At 66.8% G+C, this 24,580-nt stretch carries 22 protein-coding genes and 1 pseudogene; 8 read left to right on the top strand and 15 right to left on the bottom strand.

Annotated elements, in window-relative coordinates; translation table 11 throughout:
- The 3 genes and pseudogenes from EPO41_RS12220 to EPO41_RS12210 form a co-directional block, all read right to left on the bottom strand.
- A pseudogene (locus EPO41_RS12220) lies at window positions 1-835 on the bottom strand (F0F1 ATP synthase subunit alpha); the annotation flags it as partial.
- On the bottom strand, window positions 835-1,428 hold the full coding sequence (locus EPO41_RS12215) for a F0F1 ATP synthase subunit delta (protein WP_296325274.1): 594 nt from the start codon (window positions 1,426-1,428) through the stop codon (window positions 835-837). The gene EPO41_RS12215 and the pseudogene EPO41_RS12220, both read right to left, overlap by 1 nt.
- Window positions 1,429-1,576: 148 nt before the next feature.
- Window positions 1,577-3,748 (bottom strand): primosomal protein N', encoded by a 2,172-nt coding sequence (locus tag EPO41_RS12210; protein ID WP_296325271.1) that lies wholly within the window; start codon window positions 3,746-3,748, stop codon window positions 1,577-1,579.
- A 109-nt stretch (window positions 3,749-3,857) separates the two neighbouring features.
- Here EPO41_RS12210 and fsa point away from each other — a divergent pair, with 109 nt between their 5' ends.
- From fsa to EPO41_RS12190, 4 genes are read left to right on the top strand one after another with little or no spacing between them, the layout of a single operon-like run.
- Window positions 3,858-4,514, top strand: a complete 657-nt coding sequence (fsa, locus tag EPO41_RS12205; RefSeq protein ID WP_295144231.1) for a fructose-6-phosphate aldolase — start codon at window positions 3,858-3,860, stop codon at window positions 4,512-4,514.
- Window positions 4,515-4,529: 15 nt separating this feature from the next.
- Window positions 4,530-5,261: a DUF484 family protein gene (locus EPO41_RS12200; RefSeq protein WP_296325269.1), complete on the top strand. Its 732-nt coding sequence runs from the start codon at window positions 4,530-4,532 to the stop codon at window positions 5,259-5,261.
- Between the two features lie 7 nt (window positions 5,262-5,268).
- Entirely contained in the window at window positions 5,269-6,201 is a 933-nt protein-coding gene (locus tag EPO41_RS12195) for a tyrosine recombinase XerC (protein WP_296325264.1), read from the top strand.
- Window positions 6,202-6,203: 2 nt separating this feature from the next.
- Window positions 6,204-6,908: an amino acid racemase gene (locus tag EPO41_RS12190; protein ID WP_296325262.1), complete on the top strand. Its 705-nt coding sequence runs from the start codon at window positions 6,204-6,206 to the stop codon at window positions 6,906-6,908.
- Here EPO41_RS12190 and EPO41_RS12185 read toward each other — a convergent pair.
- The 5 genes from EPO41_RS12185 to EPO41_RS12165 all read right to left on the bottom strand — a co-directional run bounded on the left by EPO41_RS12185 (window position 6,886) and on the right by EPO41_RS12165 (window position 11,719).
- Entirely contained in the window at window positions 6,886-7,257 is a 372-nt protein-coding gene (locus tag EPO41_RS12185; protein ID WP_296325260.1) for a GNAT family N-acetyltransferase, read from the bottom strand. The genes EPO41_RS12190 and EPO41_RS12185 overlap by 23 nt on opposite strands.
- A gap of 77 nt (window positions 7,258-7,334) precedes the next feature.
- Window positions 7,335-8,918 (bottom strand): radical SAM protein, encoded by a 1,584-nt coding sequence (locus tag EPO41_RS12180; RefSeq protein WP_296325284.1) that lies wholly within the window; start codon window positions 8,916-8,918, stop codon window positions 7,335-7,337.
- A gap of 193 nt (window positions 8,919-9,111) precedes the next feature.
- Entirely contained in the window at window positions 9,112-9,639 is a 528-nt protein-coding gene (locus tag EPO41_RS12175; protein ID WP_296325258.1) for a dihydrofolate reductase family protein, read from the bottom strand.
- 16 nt (window positions 9,640-9,655) lie between these two features.
- On the bottom strand, window positions 9,656-10,903 hold the full coding sequence (locus EPO41_RS12170) for a carbohydrate porin (protein ID WP_296325256.1): 1,248 nt from the start codon (window positions 10,901-10,903) through the stop codon (window positions 9,656-9,658).
- Window positions 10,904-10,924: 21 nt separating this feature from the next.
- Window positions 10,925-11,719, bottom strand: coding sequence for a dienelactone hydrolase family protein (locus EPO41_RS12165; RefSeq protein WP_296325255.1), 795 nt, complete (start codon window positions 11,717-11,719; stop codon window positions 10,925-10,927).
- A 90-nt stretch (window positions 11,720-11,809) separates the two neighbouring features.
- Here EPO41_RS12165 and EPO41_RS12160 point away from each other — a divergent pair, with 90 nt between their 5' ends.
- Complete coding sequence (locus EPO41_RS12160; protein ID WP_296325252.1) at window positions 11,810-12,490, top strand: site-2 protease family protein; 681 nt, start codon at window positions 11,810-11,812, stop codon at window positions 12,488-12,490.
- 4 nt (window positions 12,491-12,494) lie between these two features.
- Here EPO41_RS12160 and EPO41_RS12155 read toward each other — a convergent pair whose 3' ends face one another.
- Complete coding sequence (locus EPO41_RS12155) at window positions 12,495-14,252, bottom strand: cation:proton antiporter (protein ID WP_296325249.1); 1,758 nt, start codon at window positions 14,250-14,252, stop codon at window positions 12,495-12,497.
- A 201-nt stretch (window positions 14,253-14,453) separates the two neighbouring features.
- Here EPO41_RS12155 and EPO41_RS12150 point away from each other — a divergent pair, with 201 nt between their 5' ends.
- The 3 genes from EPO41_RS12150 to EPO41_RS12140 all read left to right on the top strand — a co-directional run bounded on the left by EPO41_RS12150 (window position 14,454) and on the right by EPO41_RS12140 (window position 16,207).
- Window positions 14,454-14,840, top strand: a complete 387-nt coding sequence (locus EPO41_RS12150) for a hypothetical protein (protein ID WP_296325246.1) — start codon at window positions 14,454-14,456, stop codon at window positions 14,838-14,840.
- Between the two features lie 63 nt (window positions 14,841-14,903).
- Window positions 14,904-15,410: a sigma-70 family RNA polymerase sigma factor gene (locus EPO41_RS12145; RefSeq protein WP_296325243.1), complete on the top strand. Its 507-nt coding sequence runs from the start codon at window positions 14,904-14,906 to the stop codon at window positions 15,408-15,410.
- Window positions 15,407-16,207 (top strand): anti-sigma factor, encoded by an 801-nt coding sequence (locus EPO41_RS12140; protein WP_296325240.1) that lies wholly within the window; start codon window positions 15,407-15,409, stop codon window positions 16,205-16,207. The genes EPO41_RS12145 and EPO41_RS12140 overlap by 4 nt, the downstream gene beginning before the upstream one ends.
- A 150-nt stretch (window positions 16,208-16,357) precedes the next feature.
- On the opposite strand, the gene EPO41_RS12135 is transcribed toward EPO41_RS12140, so the two are convergent.
- The 6 genes from EPO41_RS12135 to sucC form a co-directional block, all read right to left on the bottom strand.
- Entirely contained in the window at window positions 16,358-16,624 is a 267-nt protein-coding gene (locus tag EPO41_RS12135; RefSeq protein WP_296325237.1) for a hypothetical protein, read from the bottom strand.
- A gap of 7 nt (window positions 16,625-16,631) precedes the next feature.
- Window positions 16,632-18,044, bottom strand: a complete 1,413-nt coding sequence (gene lpdA / locus EPO41_RS12130) for a dihydrolipoyl dehydrogenase (protein ID WP_296325234.1) — start codon at window positions 18,042-18,044, stop codon at window positions 16,632-16,634.
- A 76-nt stretch (window positions 18,045-18,120) separates the two neighbouring features.
- The gene (odhB, locus tag EPO41_RS12125; protein ID WP_296325232.1) at window positions 18,121-19,365 is read right to left on the bottom strand and encodes a 2-oxoglutarate dehydrogenase complex dihydrolipoyllysine-residue succinyltransferase; all 1,245 of its coding nucleotides are present in this window, start codon (window positions 19,363-19,365) and stop codon (window positions 18,121-18,123) included.
- A gap of 28 nt (window positions 19,366-19,393) precedes the next feature.
- Window positions 19,394-22,306 carry a 2-oxoglutarate dehydrogenase E1 component gene (locus tag EPO41_RS12120; RefSeq protein WP_296325230.1) on the bottom strand — a complete coding sequence of 971 codons (2,913 nt, stop codon included), beginning with the start codon at window positions 22,304-22,306 and terminating at the stop codon, window positions 19,394-19,396.
- Window positions 22,307-22,371: 65 nt separating this feature from the next.
- Window positions 22,372-23,247, bottom strand: a complete 876-nt coding sequence (gene sucD, locus EPO41_RS12115; RefSeq protein WP_296325227.1) for a succinate--CoA ligase subunit alpha — start codon at window positions 23,245-23,247, stop codon at window positions 22,372-22,374.
- Entirely contained in the window at window positions 23,247-24,443 is a 1,197-nt protein-coding gene (gene sucC, locus EPO41_RS12110; protein WP_296325226.1) for an ADP-forming succinate--CoA ligase subunit beta, read from the bottom strand. Before sucC ends, sucD begins: the two co-directional genes overlap by 1 nt.
- Between the last annotated feature and the right edge of the window lie 137 nt (window positions 24,444-24,580).

Genomic DNA, 24,580 nt, shown 5'->3' with positions numbered 1-24,580 from the left:
GGTAGGCGACGGCCTGCTTGGAAAGGTCGTCATACACGATCACGGCATGCATGCCGTTGTCGCGGAAGTACTCGCCCATGGCGCAGCCGGTGTAGGGCGCCAGGAACTGCATCGGGGCCGGATCGGACGCGGTCGCCGCGACGACGATGGAGTATTCCAGCGCGCCGTTGTCCTCGAGCGTCTTCACGATCTGGGCGACGGTCGAGCGCTTCTGGCCGACGGCGACGTAGACGCAGTAGAGCTTGCGGCTCTCGTCGGTACCCTTGTTGATGCCCTTCTGGTTCAGGAAGGTGTCGATGGCGACGGCGGTCTTGCCGGTCTGGCGGTCGCCGATGATCAGCTCGCGCTGGCCGCGGCCGACCGGCACCAGCGAGTCGATCGCCTTGAGGCCGGTCTGCATCGGCTCGTTCACCGACTTGCGCGGAATGATGCCCGGAGCCTTCACCTCGACGAGGCGGCGCTCGGTCGACTGGATCGGCCCCTTGCCGTCGATCGGATTGCCGAGACCGTCGACCACGCGGCCGAGCAGGCCCTTGCCGACCGGAACGTCGACGATGGAGCCGGTGCGCTTGACCGTGTCGCCTTCGCGGATCGTGCGGTCTTCGCCGAAGATGACGACGCCGACATTGTCGCTCTCGAGGTTCAGCGCCATGCCCTTGATGCCGCCGGGGAACTCGACCATCTCGCCGGCCCGGACGCTGTCGAGACCATAGACGCGCGCGATGCCGTCACCGACGGAGAGGACCTGGCCGACCTCGGCCACTTCGGCCTCGGTGCCGAAGTTGGCGATCTGCTGCTTCAGAATGGCCGAGATTTCGGCGGCACGGATATCCATTAGGCAACTCCCTTCATGGCAAGCTGCAAGCGCTGCAGCTTGCTTCGGACGGATGAATCGAACAGGCGCGAACCGACCTTCACGACGAGACCGCCGAGAATGTCGGGTTCGACGCGCGCGTCGATGGAAACCTTGTTACTGCCCAGCACCGAGCGCAGCGCATCGCTGAGCTGCTGCAGCTGGGCGGGCGAAAGCGGAACGGCCGAGGTGACCTCCGCGGTGGTCTCGCCGCGGCGCGCGGCGAGTTCGGCCAGGAACGCCGAGGCCATGGCCGGCAGGTCGCGGGCGCGGCCATTGGCAGCCACAGTACCGACGAAATTGCGGGTCAAACCCGAAATACCGGCGGCATCGAGCACGGCCAGCAGCGCCTTGCCCTGCAGGGCGCGCGGAATGACCGGGCTGGCGATGAGCCGGGCGAGGTCCGTGCTCTCGGCGACCATCTTGCGGAAGGTGGCGAGGTCCTGCGCGACCTGATCGAGGGACTTGGAGCCGTCCGCGAGTTCAAAAAGGGCGCTGGCGTAGCGTCCGGCAACGCCGGTGGTTGCGGTGGTCACGTCGAGAGCCTCTCCCCTGCCGCGGAACGCGGCCGGCAAGCCATTGAATTTACTCGCTTTTCACCAGCAGAACGCCCCGCGTCGCTTGCCGCCCCACCCCGGAAAAGCGCGCGTTGCTACCATGCTGCATTTCCCGGCGCAACGTCGGCAAAGCACTGTTCTACAGCGGTTTTTCGGCGCGGGGGTCTCAGAGGAAGGAATAAGGGTCGACATCGACCTGCAGGCGAACTGATCCCGGAAGGCCAATTCGTTCGAGCCAGGCGTGCAGCAGAGGCTGCACGGCCGTGTCGCGGCCGGCCTTGAGCAGGAAACGCCGCCGGTGCCGTCCGCGCAGCAGGGCCATCGGTGCGACCGACGGCCCCAGGACCGTGATACCCTCCTGCTGCGGCGCACGGCGGGCCAGGGCAGCGCAGACATTGTCGACCGCCGCCGGGTCCGGCCCGGAAATGATCAGCGAGGCCAGCCGTCCGTAGGGCGGCATGCCCGCGGCCGCCCGATCGTGAAGTTCGACCTCGACGAAACGGTCGCGATCCCCGGAAACCAGCGCCTGCATCACCGGATGCTCGGGATTGTGCGTCTGGATCAGCGCCCGGCCGGGGCGCCCGTCGCGGCCGGCGCGGCCTGCGACCTGGTAGAGGAGCTGGAAGGTCCGTTCGGCCGCGCGCAGATCCCCGCCGTTCAGCCCGAGATCCGCATCGATCACGGCCACCAGGGTCAGGTTCGGGAAATGATGGCCCTTCGCCGCCATCTGCGTGCCGATCAGGATGTCGATCTCGCCCTTCTCCATGCGGTCGACGGCGGCCGACGCCTCGTCGCGGTTCATCAGGCTGTCCGAGGTGAAGAGTTCCAGTCGCGCCTCGGGAAAAAGCTCCAGCGCTTCCTCGGCCAGCCGCTCGACGCCGGGACCACAGGCGACGAACTGATCGACCGCGCCGCAGTGCCGGCAGGTGTGGGCCGGCGGCTCCGAGTAACCGCAGTGATGGCAGACCAGGGTGCGGCGAAACCGGTGCTCGACCAGCCAGGCCGAGCATTGCGGACATTCGAGTCCCGAGCCGCAGGCCCGGCACAGCGTGATCGGCGCATAGCCGCGGCGATTGAGGAACAGCAGCGTCTGCTCGCCGGCCGCCAGCGTCTCCTTCATGGCCTCGACGACCGGTGGCGACAGCCAGCGCCCGCGCGGTGGCGGCGTGCGCCGCAGATCGATTGCCGACAGGGTCGCAAGCTGCGCGCCGCCGTGACGACCCGGCAGGTGGACCTCGCTGTAGCGCCCACTCTTCACGTTGACGACGCTTTCGAGCGATGGTGTCGCCGATGCCAGCACGATAGGGGCGGAAGCGAGTCGGGCGCGCACCACCGCCATGTCGCGCGCGTTGTAGACGACGCCCTCGTCCTGCTTGAAGGAACTGTCGTGTTCTTCGTCGACGACGATGAGGCCGAGATTGGCGAAGGGCAGGAACAGCGCGGAGCGTGCCCCGACCACGACGCCCACCCTTCCCTCGGCGATGGCGCGCCAGGTTTCGCGGCGTTCCAGGCTGGTGAGGCCGGAGTGCCAGGGCGAGGGCAGCGCGCCGAAGCGATCCTCGAAGCGCTTCAGCCACTGCGCCGTCAGGGCGATCTCGGGCAGCAGCACCACCACTTGCCGGCCGGCGGCGAGGCAGGCCGCGATCGCCTCGAAATAGACCTCGGTCTTTCCGGCACCCGGAACGCCATCCAGCAGGGTCGCGGAGAAGGCGTGCGCCTTCACTTTCGCGACGAGCCCGTCGGCGGCGATTTTCTGCGCGGGCGACAAGGTCGGCCCCTCGTGCAGCCCGTCCGGCCTCGGAAAAGACCGGCGGACGATGCGCTCCGCAGTTTCCAGCAATCCGAGCGAGGCCATGCTCTTCACGACTGACGTGCCGACGCCCGCGAGGTGCGCCAGTTCAGCGGCGGCCATCGCCGGCCCATCCTTCAACTGCTCCAGCACGCGTCGGCGGGCGGCGGTGAGCTTGAGGGCTGTGTCCCCGGTCGGCGCGGCCGGGCGATAGACCAGTTCGGTCTTGGGCGCCTCGAGCGCCGAGGGCACGCTCATCGCCATGCGCAGCACGGCCCCTGCAGGCATCAGCGTGTAGGCCGACACCCAGTCGACGAAGCGGCGCATCGTATCGGCCATGGGCAATGCCGGAAGGACCGCGATCACGTCACGCAGCTTTTCCGGCGCGACATCGCCCGTGCCTGTGCCCCAGACGACGCCAATGGTTTCGCGCTTGCCCAGTGGCACGACGACGAAATGCCCCGGCATGACCGTCATGCCTTCCGGAACACGATAGTCGTAGGCATCGCCGAGCGGCAGCGGCAGCAGGACCTTGATCGTGTTTTCCACCGGTTCGAGACGCGACGACGCGCTCCCCTTGGCTTGTGGCTCCGAAGGGGAATCGCTAGAAATTGTGGCAACAGGCGAGTCCGAACCACTGGCCATTGGGGTATTTTATATGAAGTTCTTCGTCGATACCGCCGATGTCGCCGATATCAAGGATCTCGCGGCCTCAGGGCTTCTCGACGGGGTAACGACGAATCCCTCGCTGATCGCCAAGTCCGGCCGCCAGATGCTCGACGTGATCAAGGAGATCTGCGCCATCGTCCCGGGTCCGGTCAGCGCCGAAACCGTCGCGACCGACCACAAGACGATGCTCGAGGAAGGCCGCAAGCTCGCCAAGCTGGCAAAGAACGTCACCGTGAAGGTGCCGCTGACACCGGACGGTCTCAAGACCTGCAAGGCGCTGACCTCCGAGGGCACGATGGTGAACGTCACCCTGTGCTTCTCGGCGGCGCAGGCGCTGCTTGCCGCCAAGGCCGGCGCCACCTTCGTCTCGCCCTTCGTCGGTCGTCTCGACGATATCGGCCAGGACGGCATGCACCTGATCGGCGAGATCATGACGATCTACCGCCAGTATCCGCACTTCAAGACCGAGGTCCTCGTGGCCTCGATCCGGCACACCCAGCACGTGATCGCCGCGGCCAAGCTCGGCGCCCATGTCGGCACCCTGCCGCCCAACGTGCTGCGCCAGCTCTTCAAGCACACTCTGACGGACAACGGCCTCAAGGCCTTCCTCGACGACTGGGCCAAGACCGGCCAGTCGATCCTCTGACCCGGAGACGGGCGCATGGCCAATGACGGGACGATTCCGGCGCCCGACGGCTCGGGCCGGCAGGTGAAGCTGATCACCGCCGACGACGTCGTCGCCTATCTCAGGGCCCATCCCGACTTCTTCGACAAGCACGGCGAACTGGCGGCCGAGATGGGCATCACGCCGCGCGTGCAGGGTCCAGGCGTCATCGACATGCAGCAGGCGATCCTGAAGCGCCTGCGCGGCGAGATCGAGAAGCTCAAGGTCGAGCGCACCGAGATCATCGCCAACTCGAAGCAGAACCAGATCGTCCAGAACCGCATCCAGGCAGCGGTCATCAGCATCATCCAGGCGACGACGTTCGAGAAGATGATCCACGTCGTGACGCACGAGCTGCCCGAGCTGCTCGACGTCGACTTCATCACGCTCGCGATCGAGGCCAACGCCGACGCCCCCAAGCGCGTGCCGGTGCGCGGCGTCTACGTACTGGCGCCCGGCGCCATCGACGCGGCCATCGGCCCGGACAAGCATGCCCGCCTGCGCTCCAACATCGTTGGCGAGGAGGCGTTCTTCGGCGACGTGGCGCGCTTCGTGAAGTCCGACGTGCTGATGCGCCTGCAGGTCTCCTCGGGTTCGCCCGACGGCGTCATGTGTTTCGGTGCCCGCGATCCCGAGGCCTTCGGTCCGGAGATGGCGACCGAGCTGCTGTTCTTCCTGTCGAAGGTGCTGGAGAACACGATTCGCGCCTGGCTCGACCTGCCCGAGTAGCACCGCCGTGAGTGTCGCAGACGCACTGGCGGCGTGGCGCGACTGGCTGAAGAGCGAGCGCCGGCTCGCCGTCCACACGCTCATCGCCTACGAGCACGACGTCGCGACCTTCCTCGGTTTCATGGCGACCTATCTCGGCGAGACGCCGACTCTCGACGCCCTCACCCGCCTGAAGCCCGCCGAGTTCCGCGCCTGGCTGGCCGACCGCTCAAACCAGGGACTGGCGCGCGCCTCGACGGCCCGCGCCTTCTCCTCGGTGCGCTCCTTCTTCCGCTTCCTCGACAAGAACAGTCTCGCCCACAATGCGAGCATCGCCACCATCCGGACGCCCAAGCTGCCGCGCTCCGTGCCGAAGGCGCTGAGCGAGCGCGATATGGAGGACGTGCTCGCGGCCGAGCCCGACCAGGAGCGCGCGCCGTGGATCGACCTGCGCGATGCCGCCGTGCTGATCCTGCTCTACGGCGCCGGCCTGCGCATCGGCGAGGCGCTTTCGCTCACCAAGGCCGAGCTCGACGACCTGCTGAAGAGCGGCCGCGACACGCTCGCCGTGACCGGCAAGGGCAACAAGACGCGACGGGTGCCCTTGCTGCCACAGGCGCTGGAGGCGCTCCGGAAATACCGCGACGCGTGCCCGTGGCTCGCGGCGGCGAAGCCTTCGGACCGCGTCTTCATGGGCGCGCGTGGCGGCGCGCTCGATCCTGCCATCGTGCAGAAACGGGTGCGCGAGATCCGGCGCGACCTCGGCCTCGCCGAAAGCGTGACCCCGCACGCGTTGCGCCACTCCTTCGCCACCCACCTGCTGGGGGCCGGCGGCGACCTGCGCACGATCCAGGAGCTGCTGGGGCACGCTTCGCTGTCGACCACCCAGCGCTACACCGACGTCGATGCCGCCCGTCTCGCGGCGGTCTATCGCGCCGCCCATCCGCGCGCCAAGGGATGACCATGACCCAGCATATCGGCATCGTCGCCTGCTCCGCCGAGGGCGCGGCGCTCTGCTACAAGACAATCTGCGTCGAGGGCGCAGGCCTCCTGGGTCCGCACGCCCATCCCGAAGTCTCCCTGCACACCCATTCTCTGGCCGACTATGTCGAACGGCTCGATCGCGGCGACCGCGCGGGCGTCGCCGAGCTGATGCTGTCGTCGGCGCACAAGCTCGCGCGCGCCGGGGCCGATTTCCTGATTTGCCCCGACAATACCATCCATCAGGCGATATCATTCGTACTGCCGCACTCGCCATTGCCCTGGCTGCACATTGCCGAAGTCGTCGCTGCCGAAGCGAAGACGCGCGGCTACCGGAAGCTCGGCATCACCGGCACGCGCTGGCTGATCGACAGCGAGGTGTATCCGGAGAAGATCGAGGCCCAGGGACTCGCCTGGCTGCGCCCGACCGACGCCGAGCGCGACGAGACCGATCGCATCATCATGGACGAGCTGGTGCAGGGCGTGTTCCGGCCGGAGGCCGTCGCCGTCTATCAGCGCGTGATGGCGCGCATGAGGGATGCGGGATGCGACGCGGTCGTGCTGGGCTGCACCGAGATCCCGCTGATCATGAACGACGGCAACTCGCCCCTGCCGACCCTGGACTCGACGCGGCTGCTCGCACGCGCGGCGCTGCGGCGCGCCGTTACAGGGGCTTCCGGAAGATGATCTGTCCGTCTTCCTGGCGGCCCGTCTCTTCCCAGCCATTGAGTCGGTAGAAGCGCTCGGCCCGCGTGCCGGCGCCGGTCGTCAATATCGCCTCGGCGAACCCCGCGGCGCGCAGATCCTCGCAGGCCAGCGGCAGCAGGGCGCGGCCAAGGCCGCGGCCCTCGTAATCGGGATGGATGAAGAGGCCGAAGATCGTGCCGTCGCGCGGATCGGCGACCGAGAAGCCCTGCACTGCACCCGCCTCTTCCCAGACCCAGAAGGTCGCGTTCTCGAAGATCCAGTCGGCGGTCGTCTCGACCTTGCTCACCGAGGCCGCGCTGAGCTGGTTCTCGCGGACGGCGAGACGCACTTCCGAAATACGGGGTCGGTCGGTACTCGTCGCTTTACGAATCATCGAGGCCCCGTAGGTCGCGGAAACGCGCGACCTTACACGGCCCGTTGCAGAACTCTAGCGTCGCGCTCCTGCGGTAGAGATGGCAATTCGCGCTCGAGCCCGGAGATCTGCCGATCGATCTCCGCAACGACCGTCTTCGAGAACGGGCCGAGGTGCAGGTAGAGCATGAGCTGGATCACCACCACCTCCAGGGCGGCGGGATTGTGCCGGGCGATGTCGACGAAGGTCCGCCAGAAGTGCCGGGCGAGCAGGGGCCGGGTGATCGTCATGCGCCACATCAGGCGCAGGAGCGTATTGCGGTCGCGCGGCGAGACGACCGGTCTGGCCGTCACCGGATGGCTGGGCCGTCGCAGGTTGAGCCCCGATCGGCGGACGCGTTCGAAGTAGGCGGCCGGCCGATAGACGGCTTCGAGAATCGCCTTGTAGTCGCGCAGGATATCTATGCGCGGTCGGCGGGTCACGAAATTGAGCCCCGCGGTGCATTGATCACCGAGACCTTGATCGGCAAAGGGCAGCAGGCGGCCCTCCTTCTCGAGACGCCGGGTCAGCTGCGTGGTCGGCAGGGCGGTCAACAGACCGACCATGCAGACCGGGATGCAGGTGGCCTCAATGCACTCGATCATCGTCTCCGCCACGCGAAGCTCCTCGGTGTCGAAGCCGACGATGAAGCCGGCGATCACCATAATCCCCGCCGCATGGATCCTGTGGACGCTCTCGGCCAGGCTGCGGCGCGTGTTCTGCTTCTTGCGCGTCGAGACAAGTGTCGCGGTGTCTGGGCTCTCGATGCCGACGAAGATCGTGAAGAAGTTCGCGCGGCGCATCATGTCGAGCAACTCGGCGTCGTCCGCCAGGTTGATGGACGCCTCGGTCGAGAACATGAAGGGATAGCCGGTGCTCTTCTGCCAGGCCTCGAGCGCGGGAAGGAACTGCTTCAGCGCCTTCTTGTTGCCGATCAGATTGTCGTCGACGAAATCGACATGACCGCGATAGCCGGCGTCGTGTAGCGCCTGCAGCTCGGCCAGCATCTGCGGCACTGTCTTCGAGCGAGGCACGCGGCCGAACAGCTCGATGATGTCGCAGAACTCGCAATTGAAGGGACAGCCGCGCGAGAACTGCACGCCCACGAAGAGGTAATGATCGAAGTTGAGCAGGTCGAAGCGCGGGATCGGGCTCTTCGTGATGTCGGCCTTGAATTTTTCGCCCTCGAAGCGCCCTTTCCTTTCACCGGACTCCCACGCCTCGACGAACCGGTCGATGATGCCCTCCGCCTCGCCGATGACCAGGAAGTCGGCATGCTCGAAGAGTTCGGGACTTGACATGGCGTCCGGCCCGCCGACGACCACCGGCTTGCCCTGCGCCTGCGCCATCCGGATGACCTCGAGCGAATCGACGCGCTGCGGCAGCATCCCGCCGGTCATGACCATGTCGGCCCAGGCGAGATCGGCCGGGTCGAGCGACTCGGCATTGCGGTTCACCAGCTTGATGTTCCAGTCCGGCGGCAGCAACGCCGCCAGGGTGATGAGGCCGAGTGGTGGCGCCGGACACCGCACCCCGTGGAGGTCGCAAGCCGCCTGCAGACTCCAGAACGAGTTCGGATTGAAGCGCGGAAAGATCATGAGAACATTCGGTATCGTCACGGCCGCTCCTTCGCCTGGTATCAGGAAAAAGCATCAGCAATCGTCGATCGAATGGCGGTCCGTCCCCTTCGCTACACAGTGGAAGCGGCGAACTCTTGAAAGAATTTGAACACATGAACGCCACCGGCACAATCGCCGGCGTTCACTCCGTCCCCGCAGTCACGAGATGGTTCTACCTGACTGCTTCGTAGATCACGTGCAGCGCGCCGCCGCTGCGCGGCTCGCAGGACTTCAAGGCGAGCTTCAGTTCCGGCGTGCCCGGCGCGATGAGCGGAATGCCGTCTCCCAGCACGATCGGCACGATCGCCATCTCCAGCACGTCCAGCTTGCCGGCCGCGATCATGCCACGGATCACCTGTGCGCCACCTTCGACCCAGACCCGTGCATAACCGCGCGCCTCAAGCTCGGCCGCCACGACCGCGAGATCGCCCGAACGCGTCTCGACGGCGCTTGGCGCATCGACCAGCGGACGATGGGTCATGACGATCGTCGGCTTTTCGCCGTACGGCCATTCACCGAAGCCGCGCATGACCTCATAGGTGTCGCGTCCCATCAGGATGGCATCGATACTCGCCATCAGCGCGTCGAACCCGAATTCCCGCGGCGGGTAGCTTTCCAGCCAGTCGAAAGAGCCGTCGGCACGCGCGATCCGGCCGTCGAGCGACATCGCGATATGACATTGCCAGATCGTATTTCCCATCTGCCTCACACCGAAGCTAGAACAAGACCGTCACGCGCAGCGAGAAGACCGCCGCCATGGATTGGGTCGGCGTCAGGGCGGGCTGTAGATAGAGCTGCACGTCGGGCGTGATCAAGAGGTGCCTGACCGACCAGGACCAGTAGAGTTCGAACATCCCCTCGCTGGGATTCACATAGGTGTCGCCGTAGAGCGCCTGATTGACCCTGTTCCACGCGAAGCCCAGGCCGATCTGATCGAGCGGCGCGCGACCGAGCGGGTTGTTGTAGACCGCACCGCCGGCGATCGACGACTGGATGTACTGGCTGGAATTCCAGGCGGTGTTGGCGCGGACGAACAGCCCCCAGTGCTTGCCGATCGGCTGCGAGGCGTTGAACGAGAGGCCCGCGCTCGCCTGCGGCTGCATCTCGACGCTCGGCAGGTTGTAGTAGAACAGCGAATAGCTGCCGTTGCGGAGCATTCCCGAAAGGGGCGACCAGGCGCCGTAGACGAACCAGGAATACTGGCCCTGCGCCGCGCTGTTCAACTGGATGTAGTTTGAGGCCAGGACGTTGTTGGCGTCCTGGAAGCCCGCGGCGAGGGTGATCTCCCGGGTCGGATTGACCTGGATATAGGCGCCGAGACTGCCTTGCGAATAGTTTTGGCTGCCGTTCTGCGCCAGCGAATAGCCGATGAAGTTGACCTGCTCGTTGTTGGCATAGGCGTTGCCGTCGAAATTCGAGAAGGGGAACTGTCCCAGGGTCACCGACACGAAATGGCCCGGAAAGTCGTGGGTGTAGCTCACCTGCGCGAAGGTGAGCTGGTTGACCGGATAGTCGTTCACCGGGCTGTTGAGGTTGAGCCGGTTCTGCAGGCTGGCGCCGGTCTGCCCCGACCAGTACTGGGTCGCAAGGTAGGCGAACTGGAAGGAGCCGGCGCCGAACTCGGGATCGTTGTACGCCTTCCAGTTCACCGACGGCGAGAACTGGGCCTGCACGGCCCCATAGTCGCTCCCCGGCGCGCCCCACTGGCTGAGGACCGACGATGTCATCGAATAGAAGATGCCGGTCGACTTCTGGATCTCCTTCTTTGCCAGCGCATAGCGCCGCGAGGCATCGTCGAATTCCGCGTCCAGGAAGTATTCCTGGCGCGCCTCGGCCGCGCGCAATCTGTTGTGGATCTTGCCGACATGGCGCACCCCGTCGCTGCCGCTCGTCTCCTGGGCTTCGACTGCGGCAAACGGCAGGAACAGCGCCGCCAGTCCGCCAACCCATACCGTCGAACGCATGCCGCTCCAGCCGGCCCGGGTCTATGGCTTCAGTGCCTTGTCCAGGAACGCCTTCACGTCGACCACGAACTGCTTCCAGGCCGGTTCGTGGGCACCGTAATGCGCACCACAGCAACCGCCGGGCTTGCTGCGGTTGCCTACCCCTTCGAGATAGCGCACCGGCAGCCCGAGCGCATCGAAGCTGTGATGAGCGTTTTCATAAACTTTCGTTTCAACCAGCTCGCGGCCGCGCACGATCCTCTCCAGTACGGCACGGCACTGCGAGACCGGCGTCCAGTCGTCGAGCGCGCCCATCGCGAAGAAGGTCGGCTGCGGCACCGCGAGGCGCGGCCCCAGCGCGTCGGCCAGTGCACAGTCTGGATAGACCAGCACGACGGCGCGTGCCGCGGCCGGCGCCCGATCCTCGGGCTTGCCCGACAGGGCCCGCAGCATCGCCACGCCGCCGCCGTAGGAATAACCCATGTAGGCCAGCCGCCGCGGATCGATGCCCGGCTGCTTCGCAAGCCAGGCGAGCGTCGCATCGATGTCGCCGGCCCGCGCCTCGGCGGCGGCCTGTGTCGGCCAGTTACGTCCGCAGACATCCTTGAGGCCACGCGCCGAGAAACTGTCGACCACCAGCGCCGTATAGCCCCAGGAGGCGAGCAGCCCCGCCATGCGCGCCGTGTTCTGTCCCGGCCCGCCGCAGCCATGGAACAGCGCGACCGCCGGAACCGCCGCCGTGGCCTTAGCCGGACGAAACAGCTGTGCGGAAAGCTGGACCGTGCGCCCGCCCTGCTCTACGGGAACGCGGACATTCTGCTGGGCCGATGCGGGCATTGCGCAGAGCAGAGCAAGCAGAGCGATCAACCATGCCATCATCGCAGGACCGTAACCGATGCGATGAGGGAGACAACAGGTGGCTTCCCCGTGAACGACACGCTCTACACGATCTCCACCTGGGTGATCCCGGCCATCCTCGCCATCACGCTGCATGAAGCGGCGCACGGCTTCGTCGCCCTGCGTTTCGGGGACAGGACGGCGTGGCAGCAGGGCCGTGTGACCCTCAACCCCTTCAAGCACATCGATCCGGTCGGCACGATCCTCCTGCCGGGCCTGCTGATCTTCCTGCGCGCGCCCTTCCTGTTCGGCTATGCCAAGCCGGTGCCGGTGAACTTCCGGGCGCTGAACAATCCCAAGCGCGACATGGTGTGGGTCGCCGCGGCCGGGCCCGCCACGAACATTCTCATGGCCCTGGCGGCGGGCCTGCTGGCGCATCTTGCCTTCCTCCTGCCGCTGCCTGCCGCGAAATGGGCGATCCTCAACATCGAGAACGCGATCCTCATCAACGTCGTGCTCGCGGTCTTCAACATGATCCCGCTGCCGCCGCTGGACGGCGGGAGGGTCGCCGTCGGCCTGCTGCCCGACAGCCTGGCGCGGCCGTTCGCGCGGCTCGAGCCCTATGGCATGCCGATCCTGCTCGGCCTGATCTTCATCCTGCCCCTGATCGGCCGGCAGGTCGGCATGGACCTGAACGTCCTGGGCTGGGTCCTGGGTCAGCCGGTCGACTGGCTGGTGAACCTCGTCATCCGCCTGACCGGCAACGGCTGACGGCTCAGGTTCGAACGTCTTCCTGCAGGACGGGCGGCTCCTTCGCGTCCGTCCGCGGCGGCGCGAGGTTCATCGCCTGCCGCTCCTCGGCAATGCTGGCGACGGCGGCGCGGACGCCGGGGTGGCGCGCCATGAACTGGTTGAAGTCGCGCCGGTCGAGCACGAGGAACTGGCAGAAGTCGACGGCGATCACGTCGGCAGTGCGCCGCTCGCCGGTCAGCAGCGCCATCTCGCCGAAATAGGCGCCGGGCTCGAGGCGGATGACCCGGTCGGCGACATGGACTTCGACGGCGCCCGACGAGATGAAGTACATTCCGTCGGCCCGGTCGCCGCGACGGATGACGCGGTCGCCCGGCGAGGCCGATTTCGGACGGAACATCAGGAGGAGCGATTCCTGGTCCTGCCGCTCGACGAGCTGCAGCATCGGAAACAGCTCGAGCAGGCTGTTCAGCTTGAGATCCTGGGCCTTCGACCGCTCTTCCTGGCGGGCCTTGATGACGGCGAGCTGACGGCCCAGCGCCTCGTAGTGACGCTGGCCGTAGAAGGAAGCGCCGGCCGGCCGGGCGACGCGTTTCTGCAACAGCCCGACGGCATGGAAGACCAGCGGGTTCAGCATGATCGAGAAGAGCGCGCCTCCGACGACCAGATCCCGGCCTTCGTTCGGCACAAGCCCGGCCGAGATGCCCAGCGCGATCAGGATGAAGGAGAATTCGCCGATCTGTGCCAGGCTGGCCGACACCATGAGGCCGGTGCCGACCGGGTAGCGCAGCAGCATGATGATGGCGAAGGCGATCAGCGACTTGCCGAAGATGATCAGCGCCAGCACCGACAGGACCGCGCCAGGCGAGCGGTAGAGGATGGTCGGATCGAACAGCATGCCGACCGAGACGAAGAACAGCACCGAGAAGGCATCCTGCAGCGGCAGGGAATCGGCCGCCGCCTTGTGGCTGAACGAGGATTCGCTCAGTACAACGCCCGCGAAGAAGGCGCCGAGCGCGAAGGAGACGCCGAATATGTGCGCCGAACCGTAGGCGATGCCGAGTGCCACCGCGAGGACGGAGAGCGTGAACAGTTCGCGCGAGCCGGTGCGGGCGACGCGCGCCAGCATCCAGGGCACCACCTTGGGCCCGATCAGGATGGCGATGACGGCGAAGGCCGCCACCTTGGACAGGGTGACGGCGAGCTCCAGCGCGATCGGCATGCCCGACGGCTCGTGGCCCTGGAGCGGCTTGCCGCCCAGCACCTCGGCGAAGGCCGGCAGCAGCACCAGCGCCAGCACCATCGCGAGATCCTCGACGATCAGCCAGCCCACGGCGACCCGGCCGTTGGCACTGTCGATCAGGTTGCGCTCCTCCAAGGCTTTCAGCAGCACGACCGTGCTGGCAACGGACAGGCTGAGGCCGACCACGAGGCCGGTGCCGAAGCTCCAGCCCCAGAGCGAACACATGCCGATGCCCAGCAGCGTCGCCAGCACGATCTGCCCGATGGCGCCCGGAATGGCGATGCCTTTGACGGCCAGAAGATCGGACGCGGAGAAATGCAGGCCGACGCCGAACATCAGCAGGATCACGCCCACTTCGGCCAGCTGGGCCGAGAGCCCGGCATCGGCCACGAAGCCCGGCGTATAGGGGCCAATCAGGATGCCCGCCACGAGATAGCCGACCAGCGGCGGGAGGCGCAGCCGGTCGGCGACGTAGCCGAAACCGAACGCGAGCACGAAGCCGACGGCGATGGTGGAGATCAGTGCCGCTTCGTGATGCACGCGCAAAGCCCGTCGGTCGTTGAGGAGGAGCTCCGATTCTAAAGGGACGCGACAGGATTTGCACTTCTTGTGAACCACAGGCCCTCGTCGCATCTGCAGGTCGCGTGCGACGTCGTGAGAAATATCCGGACCCGTGTGGAATATTTCCGGCAGCCCGGCGTCTCTCTTCCTGCAGACCAACAGCTGCATGGGAGAAAGAGAATGCTGAAGTCGATCCTCGCCACCGCCGCCGCCCTGGCGCTTCTCGCCGCCGGCAGCGCCTTCGCCGCCGAGCCCGCCTCCGCGACCCCGCCCACGATGAAGAACGGCATGTTCGTCACCGCGAGCGGCATGACGCTCTACACGTTCGACAAGGACGCGACGCCGGGCAAGTCGGTGTGCAACGGCCCGTGCGCCACCAACTGGCCGCCGGCCCTTGTCGCCGACGGCGCCAAGGCCTCGGGTGACTGGACGATCATCACCCGCGACGACGGGCTGAAGCAGTGGGCCTACAAGGGCAAGCCGGTCTACGCCTTCGCCAAGGACACCAAGGCCGGAGACACGACGGGCGACGGCTTCCTGAACGGCGCCTGGCACATCGCCAAGTAGAGACGACTGGGAATGGCGCCGGTCCCGGTTCGGCCGGCGCCACCCTTCCGGTAGAGTGATCCCATGGCCGACGCGGAAGCCCTGCTCGAACCGCTGATCCCTGCGTTGCGCCGCTATGCCTACGCGCTGGTGCGCGACCACGATGCGGCCGACGACCTGGTGCAGGACACGCTGGAGCGCGCGCTGTCGCGCTGGACCTTGCGCCGGCGCGACGGCGATCTCAGGGCCTGGCTCTTCACCATCCAGCGCAATGTCTACATCTCGTCGCTGCGGCAGGACCGGCGGCGCGGACCGCATGTCGAGCTCGACGAATCGACGACGCCCTCGACCAGCGCCCTGCAGGAAAGCGGTATCGAAGCGCAGGACATCCTGGCGGCGCTCGACCAGTTGCCGGAGGAGCAGAAGTCGCTGCTGCTGCTGGTCGGCGTCGAGGATTTTTCATACGACGAAGCGGCGAAGATCATGGGCGTGCCGGCGGGCACGGTGATGTCGCGGCTGTCGCGCGGCCGCCAGCGGCTGCGCGCGCTGCTGGAGACGGGGCGCGCAACGCTCCTGCGGAGAGTGAAATGACGGGCCCGAATACGCCAATGAGCGAGTATCCCATCGGCGAGGACGAGCTGCAGGCGTTCATCGACGAGCGGCTGGATGGCGAACGCCGCGCTGCCGTCGAAGCCCATCTTGCCGCCCGTCCGGACGTTGCCGAGCGCATCGCGCTGGAGCGCCGCCAGCGCGCCATATTGCGCGGCCGCCTCGACGCCAAGTTCGCCGAGCCGATCCCTGGTCGTCTCCGGATCGCCAACCTGCGCGCGGTGCAACGCACCTCCTGGGTGCGCAGCTGGACCGCCGCTGCCGCGAGCGTGATCATCTTCGTGGCCGGCGCGACGGCCGGCTGGTTCGCCAACGAGATCGCGCCCGCGCCGCTGCCGGTCGCACCGACCGCCAGCGTGGCGCAGGGTGCGCACGCCGCCTACCGCACGTTCGTGGTCGAGGTCGCCCATCCGGTCGAGGTCGGCGTCCAGCAGGAAGCGCACCTGCTGCAGTGGCTCTCCAAGCGGCTCGGGCGCAAACTCGCCGCACCCGATCTTTCGGGCTTCGGCTACAGGCTGATGGGCGGTCGCCTGCTGCCCGGCGGCAACGGCGCCGCGGCCCAGCTCATGTACGACGATGCCAGCGGCAGGCGCCTCACCATCTATGTGCGTGCCGCCGACGGCACGGAGACGGCGTTCCGCTTCCAGAAGGAGGGCGAGGCGTCGACCTTCGCCTGGATCGACCAGGGCTTCGGCTTCGCGGTGACCGCAACGGCCAGCCGCGAGGAACTGCTGCCGATCGCCGAGGCGGTCTATCGCGGGTTTGAAGGGAAGAGTTAGCCTTGGAGGTTCGCATTCCTCCCCATTCAAATGGGGAGGTGGCGGCGTCTTACGCCGTCGGAGGGGTCATAGCCCAAAACGCCCATGACCCCATCGCCCCGTATGACGGGGCACTTCCCCATTTGAATGGGCAAGCAATCAAGGACGGGATCACTTCGACGGATCGGTGTGATCTTCGAATTTCTTGAGGTGGCGCGGCGCCCATTTGTGGTCGCGCGCCTTCACGATCCATTCGTCGAGCTTGGGCCAGCGGCGGCGCGCCGCTGTCACCCACCTGCGGCCGGTCTCGAACTCGGTGGCCAGCAGGTAGAGGGCCAGCACGAAGAAGATCCAGCCCTGCAGGATCGGAATGAACCCGCCCACCACCGACATCACGAGGCAGGCGGCGATCGCAAGCGCCATCAGGGTCTGGCGCATGGAGAGGCTACAGATGGATCGGCTTGTCCCAAGCGGCGAGCGCGGCTTCCTTGAGCGCCTCGTTGACCGTGGGATGGGCGTGGCAGACGCGGCCGATATCCTCGGCCGAAGCAGAGAACTCCATCGCCATCGCGGCTTCCGCGATCATCGTCCCGGCCTCGGCGCCGAAGATGTGGACGCCCAGCACCTTGTCGCTCGCCTTGTCGGCCAGAACCTTCACGAAACCCTCCGTGGCGCCGTTCGCGCGGCTGCGCGGGTCGGCGGTGAACGGATACTTGCCGACCTTGTAGGCAACGCCGGCCGCCTTGAGTTGTTCCTCGGTCTTGCCGACCCAGGCCACCTCGGGCTGGGTGTAGATGATCGAGGGCACGAGATCCCAGTTCACATGGCCCTTCTGGCCCGCGAGAGTCTCGACACAGGCGATGCCGTCCTCACTCGCCTTGTGGGCGAGCATCGGTCCGTCGATCACGTCGCCGATGGCATAGATGCCGGGCACCGAGGTCTGGAAATGACCGTCGACGGCGATGCGGCCGCGCTCCGTCATCTTCACGCCGACCTTGTCGAGGCCCAGCCCCTGCACGAACGGCCGGCGGCCGATCGAGACCAGCACGACGTCGGCCTCGAGCGTCTCGGCCGCGCCTCCCTTGGCGGGTTCCACCGTCAGCGTGACGCCCGAATCGGTCGTCTCGGCCTTGGTGACCTTTGCACCGAGCTTGAATTTCAGCCCCTGCTTGGCGAGCGTGCGCTGGAGGAACTTGGTGACCTCGTCGTCGACGCCCGGCGTGATCCGGTCGAGGAATTCGACCACCGTCACCTCGGCGCCGAGGCGGCGCCACACCGAGCCCAGTTCGAGACCGATGATGCCGGCGCCGACCACGACCAGACGCTTCGGCACTTCCGTGAGTTCCAGGGCGCCGGTCGAGGAGACGATCCTCTTCTCGTCGATCGTCACGCCGGGCAGCGGCGTCACTTCCGAGCCGGTGGCGATCAGGATGTTCTTTGCGGCGAGCGTTTCCCTGACCGCGCCGTCGTCGCCCAGCACCGCGACGGAGCCGGGGGCCTCGATGCGGCCCGCGCCGGTGTACGAGGCGATCTTGTTCTTCTTGAACAGGAAGGCGACGCCCTTGGTGGTGGCCTCGATGACCTCGCCCTTGCGCTTCATGAGTTGGGCGAAGTCGAGCTTCGGGGCCGCCACGACGATGCCATGCACGCCGAGATCGTGGCCCGCCTCCTCGAACAGGTGCGAGGACTGCAGCAGCGCCTTCGAGGGAATGCAGCCGACGTTGAGGCAGGTGCCGCCGAGCGTCGCGCGCTTCTCGACGACGGCGACCTTGAGCCCGAGCTGTGACGCGCGGATCGCGGCGACGTAGCCGCCCGGGCCGGCGCCGATCACGACCAGATCGAAGGATTCATTTGCCATGTCATCAACCCTCATGGCCGGGGGCGCGTTCATGACGCGCGACGGGAGTCGCGCGCCCCCGGCAATACCCTACCAATCAGACGCCGAGCAGCAGGCGCTCGGGATCCTCGATGCATTCCTTGACCTTGACCAGGAACAGCACGGCCTCGCGGCCGTCGATGATGCGATGATCGTAGGACAGGGCGAGGTACATCATCGGCCGCGCCTTGATCTCGCCGCCGACCACCATGGGCCGCTGCTGGATCTTGTGCATGCCGAGGATGCCCGACTGCGGCGGGTTCAGGATCGGCGTCGACATCAGCGAGCCGTAGACGCCGCCGTTCGAGATCGTGAAGGTGCCGCCCGTCAGGTCGGCGATCGACAGCTTGCCGTCGCGCGCCTTGCGGCCGAGATCGCCGATGCCCTTTTCGATGCCCGCGAAGTCCAACGCATCGGCATCGCGCAGCACCGGCACGACCAGACCCTGCGGCGAGCCGACGGCGACACCGATGTCGTAGTAGTTCTTGTAGACGATCTCCTCGCCCTCGATCTCGGCATTGACCGCCGGCAGCTCCTTGAGCCCCGCGATACAGGCCTTCACGAAGAACGACATGAAGCCCAGCCGCGCGCCGTGCTTCTTCTCGAAATCGTCCTTCAGCCGCTCCCGCAGCGCCATGACCGCGGTCATGTCCACCTCGTTGAAGGTGGTGAGCATGGCGGCGGTGTTCTGCGCCTCCTTGAGGCGGTTGGCGATGGTGCGCCGCAGCCGCGTCATCTTCACCCGCTCCTCGCGGTCGGCCTTCGCGCGCGGGCCAGCCGGCACGGCGGGCTTTGCGGCGGGCGCCGGGGCAGCGGAGATCGACGAGATCGCGGCCAGCACGTCTTCCTTGGTGGCCCGGCCGTCCTTGCCGGTCGGCTGTATGGCGGTGGCGGGCACGCCCTTCTCCTCGGCGAGCTTGCGCGTCGCGGGACCCGAGGCGGCGAGATTGGCGCCCGCGGGGGCCGCAGCAGCGGCCGGTGCCGGAGCGGCTGCAGGTGCGGGAGCCGGCTTCGGTGCGGCCGGAGCGGCCGGAGCGGCAGCCTTCGGCGCGGCCGCAGCGGCGCCGCCCGCCTCGATGTGGCAGAGCACGCCGCCAACCTGGACGGACGCGCCCTCCTCCACGGCGAGGCCGGCGATGGTGCCTGCGACACTGGCATTCACCTCGACGGTGACCTTGTCCGTTTCGAGCTCGCACAGGGGCTGGTCGACGGCGACCGTGTCGCCCGCCTTCACCAGCCACTTGGCGACGGTCGCCTCGGTGACCGATTCACCCAGAGCCGGAACCTTGATCTCGACGGCCATGACTACACTTCCTCTTCTCTACCCGCGCTCAACCGACAGTGAGAGCGCGGTCGACCAGATCGGCCTGTTCCTTGAGATGGTTGCGTGCCGACCCGGTGGCGGGCGACGCGGCTTCGGCGCGACCGACATAGAGCGGCCGCTTGGCCTTGCCCTCGATGGTCGTCAGCGCGCGTTCGATGCGGCGATCGACGAAATGCCAGGCGCCCATGTTCTCGGGCTCCTCCTGGCACCACACGACCTCGGCATTGGGATACTGCGCGAGCCGCACCCCGAGCCGCGTGAACGGGAACGGGTAGAGCTGCTCGATGCGCAGGATGGCGATGTCGTCGATCTTGCGCTTGCGGCGCTCGGCGACGAGGTCGAAGTAGACCTTGCCCGAGCACAGCACGACGCGGCGCACCTTGGCGCCGTCGACGAGCTGGTCGGTCTCGGCGAGGATGCGTCGGAACGAGCTGCCCGGTCCGAAATCGGCCAGGGTCGAGACGCAATCCTTGTGACGCAGCAGCGACTTCGGCGTCATCACCACCAGCGGCTTGCGGAAGGTGCGGCGCATCTGCCGGCGCAGCGCATGGAAGTAGTTGGCTGGCGTGGTCGGGTTGATGACCTGCCAGTTGTCCTCGGCGGAGAGCTGCAGGTAACGCTCGAGGCGCGCGGAACTGTGCTCCGGTCCCTGGCCCTCGTAGCCGTGCGGCAACAGCATCACGAGGCCCGACATGCGCAACCACTTGCTCTCGCCCGAGCAGATGAACTGGTCGATGATGACCTGCGCGCCGTTGGCGAAATCGCCGAACTGCGCCTCCCACAGGACCAGCGCATTCGGCTCGGCCAGCGAATAGCCGTACTCGAAGCCCAGGACGCCCGCCTCATTCAGCGGGCTGTCGATCACTTCGTAGCGGGCCTGGCCGTCCGCCACGTGATTGAGCGGCACGTACTTGGCTTCGGTCAATTGGTCGACCAGCACCGAATGGCGTTGCGAGAAGGTGCCGCGGCCGGAATCCTGGCCGCTGAGACGCACCGGCGTGCCTTCCGACAGGAGCGTGCCGAAGGCCAGCGCCTCGCCGGTCGCCCAGTCGATGTTCTCGCCCGTGTCGATCGTCTTCCGCTTCTCCTGGAGCTGTCGCACGATCTTGCGGTTCAGCTCGAAGTTCTTCGGCGGCTCGGAGATGGCCCGGCCGACGGCCCGAAGCTTGTCCAGTTCGACGGCGGTGACGCCCTTGCGATCCTCCTCGCCCGGCGCGACCGTGATGCCCGCCCACTTGCCTTCCAGCCAGTCGGCCTTGTTCGGCTTGTAATTGCTCGCCGCCTCGAGCCCCTTGTCGAGCCTCTCGCGCAGCGCATTGTCCATGGCGGCGACTTCGTCGGCCGTCACCACGCCCTCGGCCTCGAGCTTCGCCGCGTAGATCTCCTTCACCGAACGATGCGCGCCGATCTCCTTGTACATCAGCGGCTGGGTGAACATCGGCTCGTCACCCTCGTTGTGACCGTGCCGGCGGTAGCAGAACATGTCGATGACGATGTCGCGCTTGAAGTGCTGGCGGAACTCGGTCGCGATGCGCGAGACATGGACCACCGCTTCCGGGTCGTCGCCGTTCACGTGCAGGATCGGCGCCTGCACGATCTTCGCGACTTCCGTGCAATAGGGACCGGAGCGCGATTCGGTCGGCAAGGTCGTGAAGCCGATCTGGTTGTTCACGACGAAATGGATGGTGCCGCCGATGCGGTAGCCCGCGAGATCGGAGAGGTCGAGGCTCTCTGCCACCAGGCCCTGGCCCGCGAAGGCCGCGTCGCCGTGCATCAGGATGCACATGACCTGGCTGCGGTCGGTATCGCCGCGCTGGTCTTCCTTGGCGCGCGCCTTGCCCAGGATGACCGGGTTCACCGCCTCGAGATGCGACGGGTTGGGCGACAGCGAGAGGTGGATCACGTTGCCGTCGAACTCGCGATCGGCCGAGGCGCCGAGATGGTACTTCACGTCGCCCGAGCCGCGCATCTCCTCGGGTTGCGAGGAGCGGCCCTGGAACTCGGAGAACAGCGCCGTGTAGCTCTTGTGCATGACGTGCACGAGCGTGTTGAGGCGGCCGCGATGCGGCATGCCGAGCATCACTTCCTTCACGCCGAGCTGGCCGCCGCGCTTCAGGATCTGCTCGATGCCGGGGATCAGCGATTCGCCGCCGTCGAGACCGAAGCGCTTGGTGCCGACGAACTTCACGTGCAGGTAGCGCTCGAGACCCTCGGCCTCGCCGACACGCTCGAGGATCATCTTGCGACCGGTGACCGTGAATTCGGTCTGGTTCTCGATGTGCTCGATGCGCTCCTGGATCCACGCCTTCTGGTCGGGATCGGAGATGTGCATGAACTCGACGCCGATCTTGCCGCAATAGGTCTTGCGCAGGCGCTCCATGATCTGGCGCAGCGTCGCGGACTCGCCCAGCGCCAGTGAGCCGAAGATCAGGATCGGACGGTCCCAGTCGGCGTCGGTGAAGCCGTAGGTCGCGGGATCGAGCTCGCGATGCGGCGCCTGGCGCACAAGGCCGAGCGGATCGAGATCGGCTTCGAGATGGCCGCGGATGCGGTAGGCGCGGATCATCATCAGCGCCCGCGCCGTGTCCTGGGCGGCGGCGCGGATCTCTTCCTGGGTCTTGCCGGCGATCGCGGGAGCGGCGGGCGCCGCCTCGGCGGCGGCCTTGCCGACCTTGACGTTGCGGTTGGCCGCGGCCGGGACGGCATCGGGATCGACGGCGCCGATCACCCGGGCGCCGTTGGGCGCCCAGGAGGCGCCGCGCACCTCGGCCAGCACGTCGCCCTTCTGCTCGGCCAGGGCGCCGAAGAAGGTCTGCCATTCCGCGTCGACCGAATTGGGGTCGGCGAGGAAACGTGCGTAGAGTTCCTCGATGAATGGCGCGTTTGCGCCGAACAGGAACGACGTCTGTTCTGCTCTCATGGCCCGATACTCCCTGGCCTGTCTCTGCTGGCCGCCCGGCAGGGGCCGGGCGGCAATACCGCTTGTCAGCCCTTCATGGCCTTAAGCATTTCCTCGCCCAAAGCCGCGGGAGACTCCGCAACCCTGATGCCGGCCTTGCGCATGGCCTCGACCTTGAACTCCGCGGTGTCGTTGCCGCCCGAGATCACCGCGCCGGCATGGCCCATGCGGCGGCCCGGAGGCGCCGTGCGGCCGGCGATGAAACCGACGACCGGCTTCTTCGTTCCGGACGCCTTGAGGAATTCCGCGCCCTTAACCTCGGCGTCGCCGCCGATCTCGCCGATCATCACGATGCCCTCGGTCTCGGGATCGCGGATGAACATATCGAGGCACTCGATGAAGTTCGTGCCGTTCACCGGGTCGCCGCCGATGCCGATGCAGGTCGTCTGGCCGAGGCCGGCGGCGGTGGTCTGCGCCACCGCCTCGTAGGTCAGAGTGCCCGAGCGGGAGACGATGCCGATCTTGCCGCGCTTGTGGATGTGGCCCGGCATGATGCCGATCTTGCACTCGCCCGGCGTGATGACGCCGGGGCAGTTCGGGCCGATCAGGCGCGACTTGGAGGCGGTGAGCGCACGCTTCACCTTGACCATGTCGACCACCGGGATGCCTTCGGTGATGCAGACGATCAGCGGAATCTCCGCGTCGATCGCCTCCAGGATCGAGTCGGCCGCGAAGGGCGGCGGCACGTAGATCACGGACGCGTTGCAGCCGGTCTTCTCGACCGCCTCCGCGACGGTATCGAACACCGGCAGGTCGAGATGCTTGGTGCCGCCTTTGCCGGGCGTCACGCCGCCCACCATCTTGGTGCCGTAGGCAATCGCCTGCTCGGAATGGAAGGTGCCCTGCGAGCCGGTGATGCCCTGGCAGATGACCTTGGTGTTCTTGTCGACCAGGACGGCCATCAGTTGTTCTCCTTGACGGCCTTGACGATCTTCTCGGCGGCGTCCGCGAGGTTCTCCGCCGAGGTGATCTTGAGGCCCGATTCCTTGAGGATCTTCTTGCCGAGTTCGACGTTGGTGCCTTCCAGCCGGACGACCAGCGGCACGTGCAGGTTGACCTCGCGCGCCGCAGCCACGACGCCCTCGGCGATCACGTCGCAGCGCATGATGCCGCCGAAGATGTTGACCAGGATGCCTTCGACGTTGGGATCCTTGAGGATGATCTTGAACGCCGCCGTCACCCGTTCCTTGGTGGCGCCGCCGCCGACGTCGAGGAAGTTGGCGGGCTCCGATCCGTAGAGCTTGATGATGTCCATGGTGGCCATCGCTAGGCCCGCGCCGTTCACCATGCAGCCGATCTGGCCGTCGAGCTTCACGTAGTTCAACGCGTACTTGGCGGCCTCGGTCTCGGCCGGGTCCTCCTCGTCGACGTCGCGCAGTTCTTCGATGTCCTTGTGCCGGTAGAGCGCGTTGTCGTCGAAGTTCATCTTGGCATCGAGGGCCACGATGTCGCCCGCACCGGTCACGACCAGCGGATTGATTTCGATCAGCGAGGCGTCGAGATCGACATAGGCGCGGTAGAGGTTGCCGAGCAGCGTCGTGAAGGCACCGACCTGCTTGCCCGACAGGCCGAGCGCGAACGCGATCTTGCGCCCCTGATAGGCCTGGTAGCCGGCGGCCGGGTCGATCGCCTGCGTGACGATCTTTTCAGGCGTCTCGTGCGCCACGGTCTCGATGTCCATGCCGCCCTCGGTCGAGGCGACGACGGCGATGCGGCCGACGGCACGGTCCACCAGCATCGAGAGGTAAAGCTCGCGTTTGATGTCGCAGCCGTCCTCGATGTAGAGGCGCTGCACGGTGCGGCCGGCCGGGCCGGTCTGCTTCGTCACGAGATCCTGGCCCAGCATCGCGGCCGCCTGCGCGCCGACATCGTCGACCGACTTGGCGATGCGGACGCCGCCCTTGCCACCCGGATCGCTCTTGAAGTGGCCCTTGCCGCGTCCGCCGGCATGGATCTGTGCCTTCACCACCGTGACGGGGCCACCCAGCTTGCGGGCGACATCCATCGCCTCGTCTTTGGTGTAGGCGACGCCGCCCTTCAGGATCGGGATGGCGAATTTGGCCAGGAGGGCCTTGGCCTGATACTCGTGGATATTCATGGGGTCCTATCGTTCGGGACGGCGTGCGAGAAACGCGGCCCCTCAGTTTTCAAACGCAACTGACCAAGGGATGCGGCACTTTATGAGCGCCGCAGCCCCTTGGCAACGATGGACTGATGAACGTTTGGGGTCGCTCG

This window comes from Reyranella sp., from assembly GCF_004297265.1.
GTDB lineage: Bacteria > Pseudomonadota > Alphaproteobacteria > Reyranellales > Reyranellaceae > Reyranella.
Note: the sequence above shows the minus strand (reverse complement) of the source record. Positions and strands in the feature narration are given on the sequence as shown.